This window comes from Mycobacterium sp. 050272, from assembly GCF_039023525.1.
GTDB lineage: Bacteria > Actinomycetota > Actinomycetes > Mycobacteriales > Mycobacteriaceae > Mycobacterium.
The window spans coordinates 44,039-58,041 of sequence record NZ_JBCHKV010000005.1 but is presented as its reverse complement, the minus strand read 5'-3'; the positions used below and the strand labels follow the sequence as shown (position 1 = coordinate 58,041).

General features: G+C 64.8%; 13 protein-coding genes and 1 pseudogene. 6 read left to right on the top strand and 8 right to left on the bottom strand.

Annotation, left to right across the window (positions count from 1 at the left end; all coding sequences use genetic code 11):
• Positions 1–12: 12 nt before the first annotated feature.
• Together AAHS21_RS12390 and AAHS21_RS12385 are read right to left on the bottom strand one after the other, a co-directional pair.
• On the bottom strand, positions 13–402 hold the full coding sequence (locus AAHS21_RS12390) for a hypothetical protein (protein ID WP_342927974.1): 390 nt from the start codon (positions 400–402) through the stop codon (positions 13–15).
• A gap of 96 nt (positions 403–498) precedes the next feature.
• Positions 499–1,629, bottom strand: a complete 1,131-nt coding sequence (locus AAHS21_RS12385) for an NDMA-dependent alcohol dehydrogenase (RefSeq protein WP_342927973.1) — start codon at positions 1,627–1,629, stop codon at positions 499–501.
• 146 nt (positions 1,630–1,775) lie between these two features.
• Between AAHS21_RS12385 and AAHS21_RS12380 the strand changes: the two genes are divergently transcribed.
• The gene (locus AAHS21_RS12380; protein ID WP_342927972.1) at positions 1,776–2,951 is read left to right on the top strand and encodes a thiolase family protein; all 1,176 of its coding nucleotides are present in this window, start codon (positions 1,776–1,778) and stop codon (positions 2,949–2,951) included.
• A gap of 36 nt (positions 2,952–2,987) precedes the next feature.
• Here the strand turns inward: AAHS21_RS12380 and AAHS21_RS12375 are convergent, their stop codons facing one another.
• Entirely contained in the window at positions 2,988–3,578 is a 591-nt protein-coding gene (locus AAHS21_RS12375; protein ID WP_342928208.1) for a hypothetical protein, read from the bottom strand.
• A 157-nt stretch (positions 3,579–3,735) separates the two neighbouring features.
• Between AAHS21_RS12375 and AAHS21_RS12370 the strand changes: the two genes are divergently transcribed.
• Positions 3,736–4,464, top strand: coding sequence for a 3'(2'),5'-bisphosphate nucleotidase CysQ (locus AAHS21_RS12370; RefSeq protein ID WP_342927971.1), 729 nt, complete (start codon positions 3,736–3,738; stop codon positions 4,462–4,464).
• A gap of 84 nt (positions 4,465–4,548) precedes the next feature.
• On the opposite strand, the gene AAHS21_RS12365 is transcribed toward AAHS21_RS12370, so the two are convergent.
• The gene (locus tag AAHS21_RS12365; RefSeq protein ID WP_342927970.1) at positions 4,549–5,004 is read right to left on the bottom strand and encodes a hypothetical protein; all 456 of its coding nucleotides are present in this window, start codon (positions 5,002–5,004) and stop codon (positions 4,549–4,551) included.
• Between the two features lie 229 nt (positions 5,005–5,233).
• On the opposite strand from AAHS21_RS12365, the pseudogene AAHS21_RS12360 reads away from it, so the two are divergent.
• Positions 5,234–6,119, top strand: a pseudogene (locus AAHS21_RS12360) (amidohydrolase family protein).
• A gap of 5 nt (positions 6,120–6,124) precedes the next feature.
• On the opposite strand, the gene AAHS21_RS12355 reads toward AAHS21_RS12360, so the two are convergent.
• The 3 genes from AAHS21_RS12355 to AAHS21_RS12345 all read right to left on the bottom strand — a co-directional run bounded on the left by AAHS21_RS12355 (position 6,125) and on the right by AAHS21_RS12345 (position 9,749).
• Positions 6,125–7,030 (bottom strand): haloalkane dehalogenase, encoded by a 906-nt coding sequence (locus AAHS21_RS12355; RefSeq protein WP_342927969.1) that lies wholly within the window; start codon positions 7,028–7,030, stop codon positions 6,125–6,127.
• Between the two features lie 378 nt (positions 7,031–7,408).
• Complete coding sequence (locus AAHS21_RS12350; protein ID WP_342927968.1) at positions 7,409–8,608, bottom strand: MalY/PatB family protein; 1,200 nt, start codon at positions 8,606–8,608, stop codon at positions 7,409–7,411.
• Positions 8,609–8,651: 43 nt separating this feature from the next.
• Entirely contained in the window at positions 8,652–9,749 is a 1,098-nt protein-coding gene (locus AAHS21_RS12345) for a dihydrodipicolinate reductase (RefSeq protein ID WP_342927967.1), read from the bottom strand.
• A gap of 382 nt (positions 9,750–10,131) precedes the next feature.
• On the opposite strand from AAHS21_RS12345, the gene AAHS21_RS12340 reads away from it, so the two are divergent.
• Positions 10,132–11,106, top strand: coding sequence for an LLM class flavin-dependent oxidoreductase (locus tag AAHS21_RS12340; RefSeq protein ID WP_342927966.1), 975 nt, complete (start codon positions 10,132–10,134; stop codon positions 11,104–11,106).
• A gap of 11 nt (positions 11,107–11,117) precedes the next feature.
• Here the strand turns inward: AAHS21_RS12340 and AAHS21_RS12335 are convergent, their stop codons facing one another.
• Entirely contained in the window at positions 11,118–11,903 is a 786-nt protein-coding gene (locus AAHS21_RS12335) for a spirocyclase AveC family protein (RefSeq protein ID WP_342927965.1), read from the bottom strand.
• A gap of 219 nt (positions 11,904–12,122) precedes the next feature.
• Between AAHS21_RS12335 and AAHS21_RS12330 the strand changes: the two genes are divergently transcribed.
• Together AAHS21_RS12330 and AAHS21_RS12325 are read left to right on the top strand one after the other, a co-directional pair.
• Positions 12,123–12,773, top strand: a complete 651-nt coding sequence (locus AAHS21_RS12330) for a TetR/AcrR family transcriptional regulator (RefSeq protein ID WP_342927964.1) — start codon at positions 12,123–12,125, stop codon at positions 12,771–12,773.
• A gap of 15 nt (positions 12,774–12,788) precedes the next feature.
• Positions 12,789–13,991 (top strand): cytochrome P450, encoded by a 1,203-nt coding sequence (locus tag AAHS21_RS12325; protein ID WP_342927963.1) that lies wholly within the window; start codon positions 12,789–12,791, stop codon positions 13,989–13,991.
• The last annotated feature ends 12 nt before the right edge of the window (positions 13,992–14,003 follow it).

Sequence of the window (14,003 nt, the reverse complement as noted above, 5' to 3'; positions counted from 1 at the left end):
CGAACGCTCCGGTCAGCTGTTTCGCATGATCTTCAACGCGGTGGTGATCATCGGAATCTGAAGTGGCAGCCGGGCGAAGGCGGCAATGCGCATCGGCCACGGCTTGTTCCACCACAACCGGCACATGTTGACGTTGGCCGGGAACACCCCGATGAACAGCAGGACGGCGGCCAGTGCGGCGAACCGCCGGGTCTGTCGCGGCACCAGCAGCGCGCCGGTGGCTATCTCGGCGACACCCGATGCGTAGGTGTAGAAGCGCGGATCTCCCGGCAGCTCGACGGGGACGATCGTGTCGAATGGTTTGGGGGCCAGGAAGTGCACGGTGCCGATACTCATCAACATCGCGGCGACTCGGTATGCGGCGGTCTGGGCCTCACGATGGGCTACGGGGTTGGTGGTCATGGACTCATTGTGCTCACGCCGGACGGCGAGCGTAACGCCACGTCGGGATTCCGCCGAATTCTTCATCGTGGCGTTACGCTCGCGGCTGAACCGAGCTCAAACCCGGTCGGCGTCGGTGAATCGGATGACACCGCGGATGTTGCGCCCCTCGAGCATGTCGCGATAGCCGTCATTGACCTGCTCGAGGCGGTATTCGCGGGTCACCATGTCATCGAGGTTGATCTGACCCAGTTTGTAGAGCTCAAGAATCGCCGGGATGTCGTGCTGCGGATTGCCTCCGCCAAAGATGCTGCCCTGCAGGCTTTTCTGGAGCAGCGACAGCCCGGCAAGATTCAGCGTGACGTCGGTGTCCAGCACGCCGCCCATCGCGGTGAGGCAGCACACGCCGCCCTTGGCGGTCAGGCCCATCCAGGATTCGACTTCGCCGCCTTCGGTGCGGCCGACGGTGACGATCACCTTGGAGCACATGACGCCGCGCGTCACTTCCGCGATGCGGCCAAAGGCACCGGCGACATCCGCGAAAGCCTCTGTGGCGCCGAACTTCAACGCCTGCTCACGCTTCCAATCAAACGGGTCGATCGCGAATATCCTTCGGGCGCCGGCGATTCGGGCGCCTTGCAACGCGGCGACACCGACACCACCGATTCCGATGACCGCGACGTCCTCACCGGGTTTGACCGCCGCGCTGCGCACCGCCGAACCGAAGCCGGTGGTCACCCCGCATCCCACCAGGCAGGCGACTTCGAACGGGATCGTCGGATCGACCTTGACCACCGAGGTGTGATGCACCACCACGTAGGGCGAGAAGGTCCCCAGCAGCGACATCGGCAGGACGTTGTGCCCTCTGGCCGTCACCCGAAAGGATCCGTCGGATACCGACTGGCCCGATAGCAGGCCCATACCGAGGTCGCACAGGTTTCGCAGCCCGGTCTGACACGGCTTGCATGTCCCGCACGACGGGATGAACGACATCACCACGTGGTCGCCGACGGCCAGATTCTCGACGCCCTCGCCGATCTCGGTGACGATCCCGGCGCCCTCGTGACCGCCCAGGACCGGAAAGCTCGGGATCGGGAAGTCGCCGGTCAACAAGTGTTGGTCGGAGTGACACAGGCCGGCCGTCTCGAGTTGAACGGTCACCTCGCCGCGGCGGGGATCGCCGATCTCGATCTCGTCGATCGACCACGGCTGGTTCAATTCCCAGACCAGCGCACCCTTGGTCTTCAACGGTCGGCCTCCGTCTTTACCCGAAACGCTTAATTGTTAGCGCCGTCACAGACCCCGGCGTAGCGAATTTAGACCATTACTATTGCCTATACAGTATTTGATACGATTCGCGTCGTCTGACCGCCCACCGCAGCGAGGTTAAGAACATGGGTACACCCGTCATCGTCGGAGCTGTCCGGACGGCCATTGGCCGCTCGTTCAAAGGGACGCTGGTCAACACACCACCGGAGACGCTGATCACCGCGGTGCTCCCGGAGGCGGTCCGCCGGTCCGGCGTCGACCCATCAGAAATCGACGACATCATTTTCGCCGAATCACATTATGGCGGCGGCGATTTGGCGCGCTACGCCGCGACAGCCACCGGTCTCGAGCACGTTCCCGGTCAGTCGGTCAACCGCCATTGCGCGGGCAGCCTGACGGCCATCGGCAACGCCTCGGCACAGATCGGCTCGGGTATGGAGCGGGTGCTGATCGCCGGCGGTGTGCAGTCGCTGTCCATGACGCCGCTGACCAACTGGCGCATCCCGGGGCCTGAGCTGAAGTTCGAGGAGCGGTGGATGCCCCCGACGCACGTCGAAACGCCGGACGCGCCCGCCAAGGACATGTCGATCACCGTGGGTTGGAACACCGCGCAGAGCGTCGGCATCACCCGCGAGGAGATGGACGCCTGGGCGGCCCGCTCGCACCAGCGCGCCGTCGCGGCCCAGGACGCCGGGAAGTTCGCCGACGAGATCCTGCCGCTGAAGATCACCCAGTTCGACGGCTCGGTCACCGAGTTCGCCGTCGACGAGCACCCGCGTCGTGATACCACCATTGAGAAGCTGGCCGGCCTGAAGGTGCTGCACCCGGAGATCGAAGGCTTCTCGATCACCGCGGGCAACAGCAGCGGCACCAACGACGCCGCCGCGGCCGTCGCGCTTGTCGACGGCGACTATGCCAAAGCCAACAAGCTCAACGTGATGGGAACGGTCAAGGCCTGGGCTGCCGCTGGCGTCCCTCCGCGAGACTGCGGTCTGGGCGCGGTGAAGGTCATCGGAAAGGTGCTGCAGCGGGCCGGCTTGTCGCCGTCGGACGTGGCGCTATGGGAGATCAACGAGGCGTTCGCCTCGGTGCCGATCGCGGCCTGCCGGGAGTACGGCCTCGACGAGGAGAAGGTCAACTTCTCCGGTAGCGGCTGCAGCCTTGGCCATCCCATCGCCGCCTCGGGCGCGCGCATGGTCACGACGCTGGTCTACGAGCTGGCTCGCCGGGGTGGCGGTATCGGTGTTGCCGCGATGTGCGCCGGCGGCGGCCAGGGTGGCGCCGTCGTCGTCGAGGTCTAAGCGAGTTTTCGCTTGCACGTCTCGTTGGTGAGATGTTCAGTTGCAGAACGTGTAGCCGATGAACTCGGTCTGGTGGGTATCGCTGGGTGAGTAGTTGACGAAGTGCACCGCGGGCATCCCTTTGTACTGAGTGTCGATCGGTTGCGCGTTGGGCGGCGGGACGTCCTTGGGGAAGGCCAGGATCATGTCGCTGAAGATCCTGAGGCCGGCCACGCAGATGGCATCCGGACGTGGCTTCTGCGCATTCCACGCATGAACGACGACCGGTTCCGTGAGTTGGGCGCCGGTGGCGCAATTCGGATCGCACAACTTGAAAACCGCAGTTCCCGTTCCGTCGGCGCCCTGCGGTCCCCAGGAACTCCATGACATGTCTTGCAGCGCAACGGCAACGCTCGCGCATCCCAGGACATTGAGTTTTTTCGGACGTGCGCTCGGCTGGACCGACGGGTTGTAGCAGCCCGGAAGGGCGTAGCTGTCCGGTGGGGCGGGTGGTTGGCTGGTGGACTGGGCTGTTGTGCCGTGTTGGCCCTGGGTCAATTTCACGCCAGCAAAGATCAGCACACCCACCAGTAGAAGGGCCACGACGATGCCGATCGCCGTCAGCCGCCCCCGCGGAACGTGCCGCAACCCGCCCGTTGGAGAGACGTTGCCGCTCACGGTCTCCAGGTTATGTCAGATGCCGATGGCGGGTGCCGGCTGCGCCAAGCCAGCTGGGACGGTAAATTTGGTCAACGCTACCAACATAGGGAAGTATGAAACTCTCGCGACGGGTTAGGAGTAACCGATGAATGACCACGCACTGGCTGCGCGCTTGGCCACCGAGGCGGGGCAGCTGTTGCTCGGGGTGCGCGAGGAATTCGCCGACGCCGACGCGAGCGATCGGAAAGCGGCGGGGGACAAGCGATCCCATGACTTTCTGATGCAAGCACTCGGCGCCGAGCGGCCCCAGGACGCAGTGTTGTCCGAAGAGGGCGCCGACGACCCGGTGCGGCTGCGCTCGGAGCGGGTGTGGATCGTCGACCCGCTGGACGGCACGCGGGAATTCTCCGAACTCGGACGCGACGACTGGGCGGTGCACGTTGCGCTCTGGCAGGCCGGTGAGCTGGTCGCCGGTGCCGTGGCGCTGCCGGCCCAGGGTGTCACGTTGGCGACCCCCGACGTGGCCGCTCCGCCCGCCGCCCCGGCCAAGCCGCGCATCGTCGTATCACGAACTCGTCCACCGGCTATCGCGTTGGCGGTGCGCGACGCGTTGGACGGCACACTGGTCGAAATGGGTTCTGCCGGAGCCAAAGTCGCGTCGGTCATCCAGGGGCTGTCGGATGTCTATGTCCACGCCGGCGGACAGTTCGAGTGGGACTCGGCCGCCCCGGTCGCGGTGGCGCGTGCGGCCGGCTTGCACACCTCCCGCATCGACGGGTCGGCGCTGCTCTACAACCAGGCCGACCCGAAGTTGCCGGATGTGGTGGTCTGCCGCCCCGAGCTCGCGGAAGCGGTGCTGGCCGTCACCGGTTAACGCCTTCTAGCCGATGCGGCCCCAGGTGTTTGACTGAGGCTGATTATTGCGCCCCGTTGCCGGATTAATCTGGCCAACGGTGCGCTACCTGCTGCGGCTTTGCCTTCGGCGCCGACGGCCTTTCGCCTCTTCGGTCCACTCCTTTTCGACGCGTCCGATCTCCAGCGAAAGTTGCATCAGAGTCGGGTTATCGCAGTGGACTTCGTGGGCGGTGCGAAACTTGGCCGCTTCGCCGGTGGTCGGTAGATGGGGCCGCAACCCCTCGAACCACTCGTCGCCGACGACGTTGGGCGGGTCGCCGACGCGAGGTCCGCAGGACCACTGTCGGTAGGCATCTCGAGACCCGGCCAAGCCGCTGCGCCACTGCTGGATCGCTTCGCACCGCTGCGAATGTATCTGGCACCGCATCTGATGCTTGTTGGTGCCGCTTACCGCCATGCCGGGAAGTAGGTGGTCGACGGTCGACTTAGCAATGCCCGCCATGCCCATGGCCGAAGCGCCCACGACCGTGCCCATCAGGCCCATCGTCATCATGTCCATTGGCTGATCGTTGCACTCGGGGGACAAAAGAAAAACTGTCGCATTCGGTGCTCGGAGATTACTGCTCTGACCGCCCGGGTAGCGAGGTCTTACCGGGGCCTACGATCAGCGACAAGCTCGCCCGGCTCATGACCGGCGCGCTTGGCTGCTGCTCAGCGAGGACGTCGTTCCTGCACTGTCAGTGCCGAACACCGCGGACCCGTGAGTGCCCATCACGTAAGGAGCAGCAATGATGCGGATCGACACCCACCACCATGCCGTCCCATCCTTCTACCGGGACTTGCTACAAAAAACGGGTATGGACAAATCCGGTGGCCGGGCCGTACCGGAATGGAGTCCGGAAAGCTCACTGGTGACAATGGCCGAACTCGGTGTGGCCACAGCGATTCTGTCCGTCTCCACGCCCGGGACCACGATACTTACCAGCCCCGCCGATTCCGCCGCACTCGCGCGTGACCTCAACGACTACCTGGCTGATTTGGTTGCGGCACAGCGTGATCGGTTCGGATTTTTCGCGACCATACCGATGCCGCACATCGGCGAAGCAGTCGACGAGGTTGTCCGTTCACTTGACAAGCTACACGCGGATGGCGTTGTGCTCCTAGGTAATAGCGCGGGGACCTACCTCGGCCAAGACGGCCAAGACGATCTTTTCGCCGCACTGGATGCGCGTTCGGCGGTGGTCTTCATCCACCCCGGCGACTTGCCCGGCGCCGCGGTGGCAGGAATCCCGCCATTTGCCGCCGACTTCCTGCTCGATACCACCCGTGCGGCATTTCTACTGGTCCGCAACGAGATACGCCGCAACTACCCGAGGATTAGGTTCATCTTGAGTCATGCGGGCGGATTCGTGCCTTACGCTTCGCACCGCATGGCCGTCGCGATCATGGGCGACACCGGCCGCGGCCGCAAAGCTGTTCGCGGCCGGCTTGGAGACCTACCCCGGCCTCGGCGCCGAGGCCCGCGTGGCGATCGAGCGCACCAATGCGCTGCGACTGTTCCCCCGTCTGGGGACGGCGGCCCCGCCGCCGGCGGACTCGGCGGTCGATCAGGTCCGCCACGCGGTCAGCAGAGTCGTCATGCGCGGTATCGCGCGATTAACCAACGCCCGGTAACGGGCTCAGAGCAAGGGCTTCTGCCAGGCGAGGACGCGTTCGGCCAGCTCGGGCCCGCTGTCTTCCTGGATGAAATGACTGGCCCGGATGCGAGCATGCGGCTGGCCGGCGGCACCGGGGACGTGCTTGATCAGGGGGCGATCGGCCTGCCCCAGGATCGGATCGCGATCTCCGAAGATGGTGAGGAAGGGTTTCTCCCATCGGCCCAGGGCATCCCACGCCGCGCGATTGGCCGGAACCGCCGGATCGTCCGGTGAAGTCGGCACTAACTGCGGAAAAGCCCGAGCCCCGGCTTGATAGGTCTTGTCCGGAAAGGGCGCGTCATAACCGGCCCGCACCTTGGGCGGGACCCTGCGGACTGTGCCCGCCGCGACGATGCGACCGGCGGGCAGCACGGGGGAGTAGCGCGCAAAGGCCCGCCACGCCAGAAATCCCGGCGAGGGCTTGCGCTGGGCGGCAGGCAGAAAGCCGTTGGCCACGACGATCCGCGCGATCCGCTCGCCCTGCTCGGCGGCGATGCGCAGACCGATCAGCGATCCCCAGTCCTGGACGAACAGCGTGACTTCCTTCAGGCGGAGACGTTCGAACCAGGCCGTCACCCACTCGACGTGGCGCAGGTAGGTGTAATCCTCGATCCGGTTGGGCTTGTCGGAGCGGCCAAAGCCGATCAGGTCGGGCGCAAGCACCCGATTTCCCGCGTCGACCAGCGGCGGAATCATCGTGCGGTACAGGTAGCTCCAGGTCGGCTCGCCGTGCAGCAGCACGATCGGCGGGCCGTCGGCCGGCCCCTCGTCGAGAAAGTGCATGCGCACCGGCGGAGAATCGCTTGCCGTGACGTCAATGTAATTCGCTACGAACGGATAGCCTTCCAAGTTTTCGAATCGGGAGTCCGGGGTTCGCAGCACATCCATATTCAGCTCCTCCGGTGAACGGGCACCCCTGCTAGCCTCTCTCCGCTGCGTCACTTCGTCCAGTACGAAATTTCATTGGGGGAGAACCTGGCAGGTCACTAAACTAGCGAATTTATGGCCATCCGGCGCGGCGTTCGGCCGATCGCGGACATCAGCGGCTACTCGAGCTAGGTGAATTGGAACCGGATGCCTGCGTCGGAGCGTGTGCTGATAACAGACGTAGTCATCGACGTGTCCCGCCGTTGACACGTGGCCCGTCCGGACGCCCAGGCGCCAAGGCGCCAAGGCGAAATTCGAGCGGAAGTCGTTGCCGTCCGCAATTTGGGGCCCCGAGGGCCAAGAAATTCGCATACAGCCCAAAGCAATTGTCGCGCAGCGTTACTGGTTGTCGTCGAGGGCACGGCCCATGCGCGACACGGCCTCGGTGAGAATTGCTTGCGAGGTAGCGAAATTCAGCCGCACATGGCCGGCTCCGCCACTACCGAACACATGGCCGGAGCTGAGCGCGACCCGGGCGTGGTCAAGAAACCAGCGAGCCGGCCCGGACAGGTCGGCGACCACGGCGAGGCCCTTGTCGGCATCTTCGGTGAAGCCGAGAGGCCGGCAATCGAGCCACGCCAGGTAAGTGCCCTGTGTGCCTTGATATTTCACTTGTGGAAGGTGTTCGGCGACCAGGTCGCCCAGTAACGTCCGGTTGGCGTCCAGGCCCCGCAGCAGCGCGTCGAGCCACTCGTCGCCGGTCCGGAAGGCTTCCGCGTGCGCGATGACGCCCAGGTGGCTCGGCCCGTGGCTGACCTCTTCCGGCATCCGCTGCAGATCCGCCGCCGCTTCCGGCCCCGCGATGGCCAGTGCCGCCTTGAGGCCCGACAGGTTCCACGCCTTCGAGGCGGAGGTCAGGGCGAACGCGTCCTCGGCGCCCGGAACACTCAGGTACGGCGTGAAGTGCGATCCCGCCAGGACCACCGGCGCGTGAATCTCATCTGCGACCACCCGCACCCGCGATCGCCGGGCGCAGTCGGCCACCCCGCGCAACTCATCGACGGTGTGTACTGTGCCCGTCGGATTGTGGGGATTGCACAGCAAATACGCGACCTTGCGGCCCGACGCCCGCGCCCGAATAAACGCTTCCTCCAACACGTCCAACGCAATTCGGCCCGCAGGATCGAGCGGCGCCTCGATCACCTGCCGGCCTGAGTGCGACACGAACGCGTAGAACGGCGCATACACCGGCGGATTGACGACGACCGCATCGCCCGGGTCGGTGATAAGCCGCAGTGTCTCAACGATTCCGAGCATGACGTCTGGGACAATCGTCGTACGGTTGACCTCGAGGTCGTGCCATTGCCAACGCCGCGAAGCGAATTCAGCGACGGCTTCGGCGAGTGCGGTGCCTGACGGATAGCCGGTATCGCCGATGTCAATCGCCGTGCGCAGGGCATAGGCGACGGTTGGTGGCAGCGTGACGTCCATCTCGGCGACCCACAGCGGCAGGACATCGGCGGGATGCGCGCGCCATTTCATGCTGGTGCGCAGCCGCAGTTGCTCCAGCGTGAGTTCCTCGAGTGGATTGACCGTCATTCCCGCCAGACTAAGCTGCGGGTGCCGCGTGCCGCGTGCCGACTCAACCGGTCACAAACGCGCCCTTGGGGATCGTCAACGGCAAGTCGACCGAACTCAACAGTCCGGGCTTGGCGGCAACGACATAGGGCACGGCATTGACGACGCGCATGGCGGTGGCGACCATGGCGCCCGCTCCGGACGTCATGCCCCCGACGCCGGCCTGTCGCGGATCCTTCAGCGTCGCCGCGAGCGTGCAGTCGATATCGGGATCACCACTGATCTGGACGCGGTAGGACAGGTCGCCGATGCCTTCCGGCCAGTCCGGGGCGACGTCGTGCGCGAGCCGCGTGACGTGCTCGATGATGATGGCTTCGCGGCCGTCGACGATCCCGGTGGCTCGCATGCGCAGCGCGCCGCAGGTTCCCGCCTCGACGGTACCCATCGCGACCTCCAGCGTCCGGTTGGTGACCGCGCGGTCGAAATACTCACGGACTTCCTGGACTTCGGCTCCCAGCGCGTCGGCGATCAACCGGATCTGCCCCTGCCATTCGCCGGCGATCGCGCCCGGGAAGCCGATCCATGGCTGGTAGTCGAGCGGCCGGCCGAAGCCCAACGCGTCGCCCATGATGTCGGGCACGCCGTAGTCGTCGTACAGGCCGATCTCCCACGCGTGAATCTTGTCGATGGACGACGACTGCGTGGACAGCACCAACGGCAGGTAGTCGGCGGCGAAGCCCGGCTCGATTCCCGAGGCGTAGAGCGACACCTGGCCCTGCTTGGCCGCGGCGACCAGTTGGTCGCGCCACTCGGCGGGTTCGTAGGCGTGCGGATTGACCAGGCGCGTCGTGCTGGTCGTGACCACGTTGATTCCGGCCTCGAGCAGTCGGACGTAGTCGGGGATGGCCAGGGCGTCGCGTTCGGGGCCACTGGCCGCGTAGATCACGCAATCCGGCTTGAGAGCGATCAGCGCATCGGCGTCGGTGGTGGCCGTCAGGCCGATCGGCTCACCGTTGGCGAGTTCGCCGGCGTCCTTGCCGTCTTTCTCCGGGGAGTGCACCCATACCCCGACCAGATCCAGATTCGGGCGACGCTGGATGGCGTGAATCGCGATCGAACCGATTCCGCCGGTCGCCCACACCACTACGCGCTGCGCCGTCATGTTGCTCCTCCTCAGATCCGTGCGCAATGAAAGCTGAGGCGGCCGTTGCCCTTACGGCGACGGGTAACCCAACGTTCGAATCGGAAGCTAACAGCCGGGGCCCGCACGGTCAAGGATTTAAGAGAGTAAGTACTATCCTAAAGAACAAATCTTAGGTTACTGTGCGGGTGTGAGGGTCGACCGGCCTTTTGCCCGTTCTCGCACGCGCCGCGGCCGCCGTGCGGACTTCCGGACCAACCGGGCAGCGAGAGTGAATGTGACGACGCTCTGGCAGCGTGTCGCGTCGCAGGATTCACGCTCGGCGTAGACCACGCTGCCGCTTTACGCCTTCGACCGAACGTGTAACGTGCATCACAACGATTAGCCCATCTAGGAGTCAGCCTTGTACACACTGCGCTTCGACATGCGCGACCCGCAGTGGGCCGCGCCCCCAGCGGATCTCTACGCCGCGGCGCCCGAGATGTGCGCGTGGGCCGAGGATCACGGTGGTCTAGCCGCCGTGCTCTGCGAGCACCACGGCTCCGACGATGGCTACCTGCCGTCCCCGTTCCTGCTGGCCTCAGCGGTGGCTTCGCGAACGCAGCGGCTGGCGCTGAGCCTGATTCTGATCCTGCCGTTCTATGAAACCGTGCGCCTGGCCGAGGACATGGCGGTGCTCGACATCATCAGCAGCGGGCGGGCGTCCTACATCCTGGCGCTGGGTTACCGGCCCGAGGAGTTCGAGCACTTCGGCGTGCCGATCAAGAAGCGCGGCCGGGTCTGCGACGAGAAACTTTCGCTGTTACGGCGACTGCTTGCCGGTGAAACGGTCGAAGAAGACGGACGGTGCATCACGGTGACGCCGCGCCCGCTGACCGCCGGCGGCCCGGGATTGATGTGGGGTGGTGGCACGGTGGCCGCGGCCCGCCGTGCCGGCCGATACGGGCTGGGCATGCTCGGCAATGCAAACGAGCCCGGCATGCAAGAGGCCTACGAGCAGGCCTGTCGCGATCACGGCCATCAGCCCGGTCCGACGATGTTTCCCGACCGCAACACCCCGTCGGTCGTTTTCGTCGCCGACGATCTGGACCAGGCGTGGAAGGAGATCGGGGAGCATCTGCTGCACGACGTGCAGACCTATGCGGCGTGGAATCCCGGGGACGAGACGACGGCGGGCTTCTCGCACGTCAAGACGGTCGACGAACTGCGCGCCAAGCCAACGTCGCACATCATTATCTCTGTGCCAGAAGCTATTTCGCGGGTCCGGGCGGGCCAGGTGCTCAACCTGTCGCCCTTGTGTGGCGGGCTGCCGCCGGACATCGCGTGGCGGTACCTCAAACGGGTGGGCGAAGAGGTGCTGCCCGAGGCGCTGGGCTGACGGCTACGCGTTTACTTGGGTTGGTTCGGTACGCCCGGGTACAGCTGCTCCGTCGGACCCGCGGTCACATAGCCGCCCAGCTTCGTAATGAGATGGGGCGCGAAGACCGCGCCGTAGACGAGGTGTCCGACGACGATGACGGCCACGATGGACAGCGCCGCGGACTGCCCCCGGCTCTTCGATCTCTTGTCGGCCCACATATCGATGACATTGCGTCCTTGTTCATCGGTGCGGCCGAGCAGATAGGTGAAGACCATCATCTGGATGCCCATCGCGAGCGAGTCGTACAGCGGGTATTGGTGCTTGGTCCCCTCGAAGATCGCCAGGCCGGGAATCACGTAGCCGTAGTAGAAGTTGCCGAGCTGGGCTCCGGTGAAGCCGTTGAAGAACAGTGCCCAGCAGAAACCGACGACCAGGCCGACCACCAGAAGGGTAATCGGACTGCGCCAGTTGAACTTTGCGCTGAGCCAGCGTCCCAGCGCCGCCGCGGTGACGGCGGGAATGATGAAGTAGGAGACGTAGCCGATCGGCACCGCCAACGGCAACCCACCCCACGTCACGTTCAGTGGCCACCAGGACGGCATGCGGGGCAGCGCCGGCGGAAACTGCGCGTACATCGCCCAGTCGTAGGGTGACTCGATCCACGAGAACGAGATCGCCGAAATGCCGAGCAGCAACAGCGGATGGATGCGGCCGCGACGGTAGCTCAGATAGCTGCCGATCGCCAGGAAGGTGACGCTGGCCGCGTACGAAAAGTACTGAGCCCCAGCCATCACCGGCGTCATTTCGGTGTTCACTGGCGGCCCTTTTCGCCGGGCGCGCGCCGGGCTTGGGGATCGAAGCGCAGTACCAGCCCGAAAATCAGGATGATCAGGCCGAACAGCGTGCCGAGCATGATGACAGCGCCCACGGTGTCACCCTTTCGATGATGCGCATCTTTAAGGTAGTGGATACTATCCTATCTAGATAGTGGATACTATCCCCAAAAGCGTGACGTGGCAGAGGAGTGGACATCGGTGCCCCAGCGAGCGATTAAGCAGCCGATACCGGCGACGGTGGTACGTCGGCCCCGGGGAGAGCCGCGCAGGCTGCTGCTCGACGCCGCCCGGGCGCTCTTCGCCGGCCAGGACTATCGCAGCACCACAACGCGCGAAATCGCTCAGGCCGCCGGCGTCACCGAGCACCTGCTGTTCCGCAATTTCGGCTCGAAGGCGGCGCTGTTCCGCGAGGCACTCGTCGTGCCCTTTGTGAATTTCGTCGACGAATTCGGCAAGACCTGGCAGTCGGTGGTCCCCGAGGAGACCGACGAGGAGGAGCTGACTCGGCTTTTTGTATCGCAGCTCTATGACGTGTTCGTCGAACACCAGGGCCTGCTGCTGACCCTGATGGCGGCCGAGAATCTCAGCGACGGGGAAAAGGCCGACGCCGGCATCGCCGAGATCCGCAGGACGGTCACGGTGCTCGGCCAAATCAGCGTCGAGGGAATGCAATTGCGCGGGTTGCGGTCGGACCATCCCGACTTGCCGGCCCACTCAACGGTTTCGATGATCGCGGGGATGGCCGCGCTGCGTTCGACCTACTTCGGGGACACGCCGCCGCCGCGGGAGGTGATCGTTGAGGAACTCGTTCAAGCGCTCTTGCACGGCTTCTTGCACCGCAACGACTGAGTTAGGGATCCGGCTATGACAAGTGCCAATGCCGTGGAGTTGTATTACGACCCATTCGATGTCGAGATTGACTCGAACCCGTATCCGGTGTGGAAGCGGATGCGCGAAGAAGCGCCGCTGTACTACAACGAAAAATACAACTTCTACGCGCTGAGCCGGTACGACGACGTGGTCCGCGAACTGCCGAACTGGGAGACCTACCGGTCCGGCCGGGGCACCACCGCCGATATCTTGTTCGCGAATATCGAAGTGCCACCGGGCATTCTGCTGTTCGAAGATCCTCCGCTGCACGATCTGCACCGCAAGCTGCTGTCCCGTGTTTTCACGCCCAGACGAATGTTGGCCGTGGAGTCGATGGTGCGGGGATTCTGTGTCCGCGAGCTGGACCCCCTGGTCGGCGGGAGCGGGTTCGATTTCATCGCGGACCTCGGCGCGATGATGCCGATGCGAACCATTGGCTATCTCTTGGGCATCCCCGAAGAGGATCAAGAGAAGATCCGCGACCGCAGCGTCGCCAACCTCGAATTATCCAAGGACAGTGACCCCGCTGCTGTGGATGCCGATATCTTTGCGAATTCCATCGCGCTGTTCGCCGAGTACATCGAATGGCGGGCCAGTAATCCGTCCGACGACCTGATGACCGAACTGCTGCGCGCGGAGATCGACGAGCCGGACGGGACGCGCCGACCGCTATCACGGACCGAGGTGCTGGCTTATACCGCGATGATCGCCGGCGCCGGTAACGAAACCACCGCTCGCTTAATCGGTTTCATGGGACAGCTGTTGTCGGATCACCCTGATCAACGCCGTGAGCTCGTCGCGGACCCGGCGCTGATCCCCGGCGCGATCGAGGAGACACTGCGCTACGAGCCGCCGTCGCCGGTGCAGGCTCGCTATGTCGCGCGCGATGCCGAGCACTATGGTCGCGTGGTTCCCGAGGGGTCGTTCATGCTGCTGCTGAACGCATCGGCCAACCGCGACGAAAACCACTTCACGGATCCGGATCGCTACGACATTCACCGCCGCGGAAGCCATCTCAGCTTCGGGCAGGGCCTGCATTTCTGTTTGGGCTCGGCGCTGGCCAGGTTGGAAGCGCGGGTGGCGTTCGAAGAGGTCCTCAAACGCTGGCCCGATTGGGAAGTCGACTACGCGAACGCCCAACGGGCGCATACGGCAAGCGTGCGCGGCTGGGCGCGATTGCCCGTCCTTACCGGCTGATCGGCGTCTCGG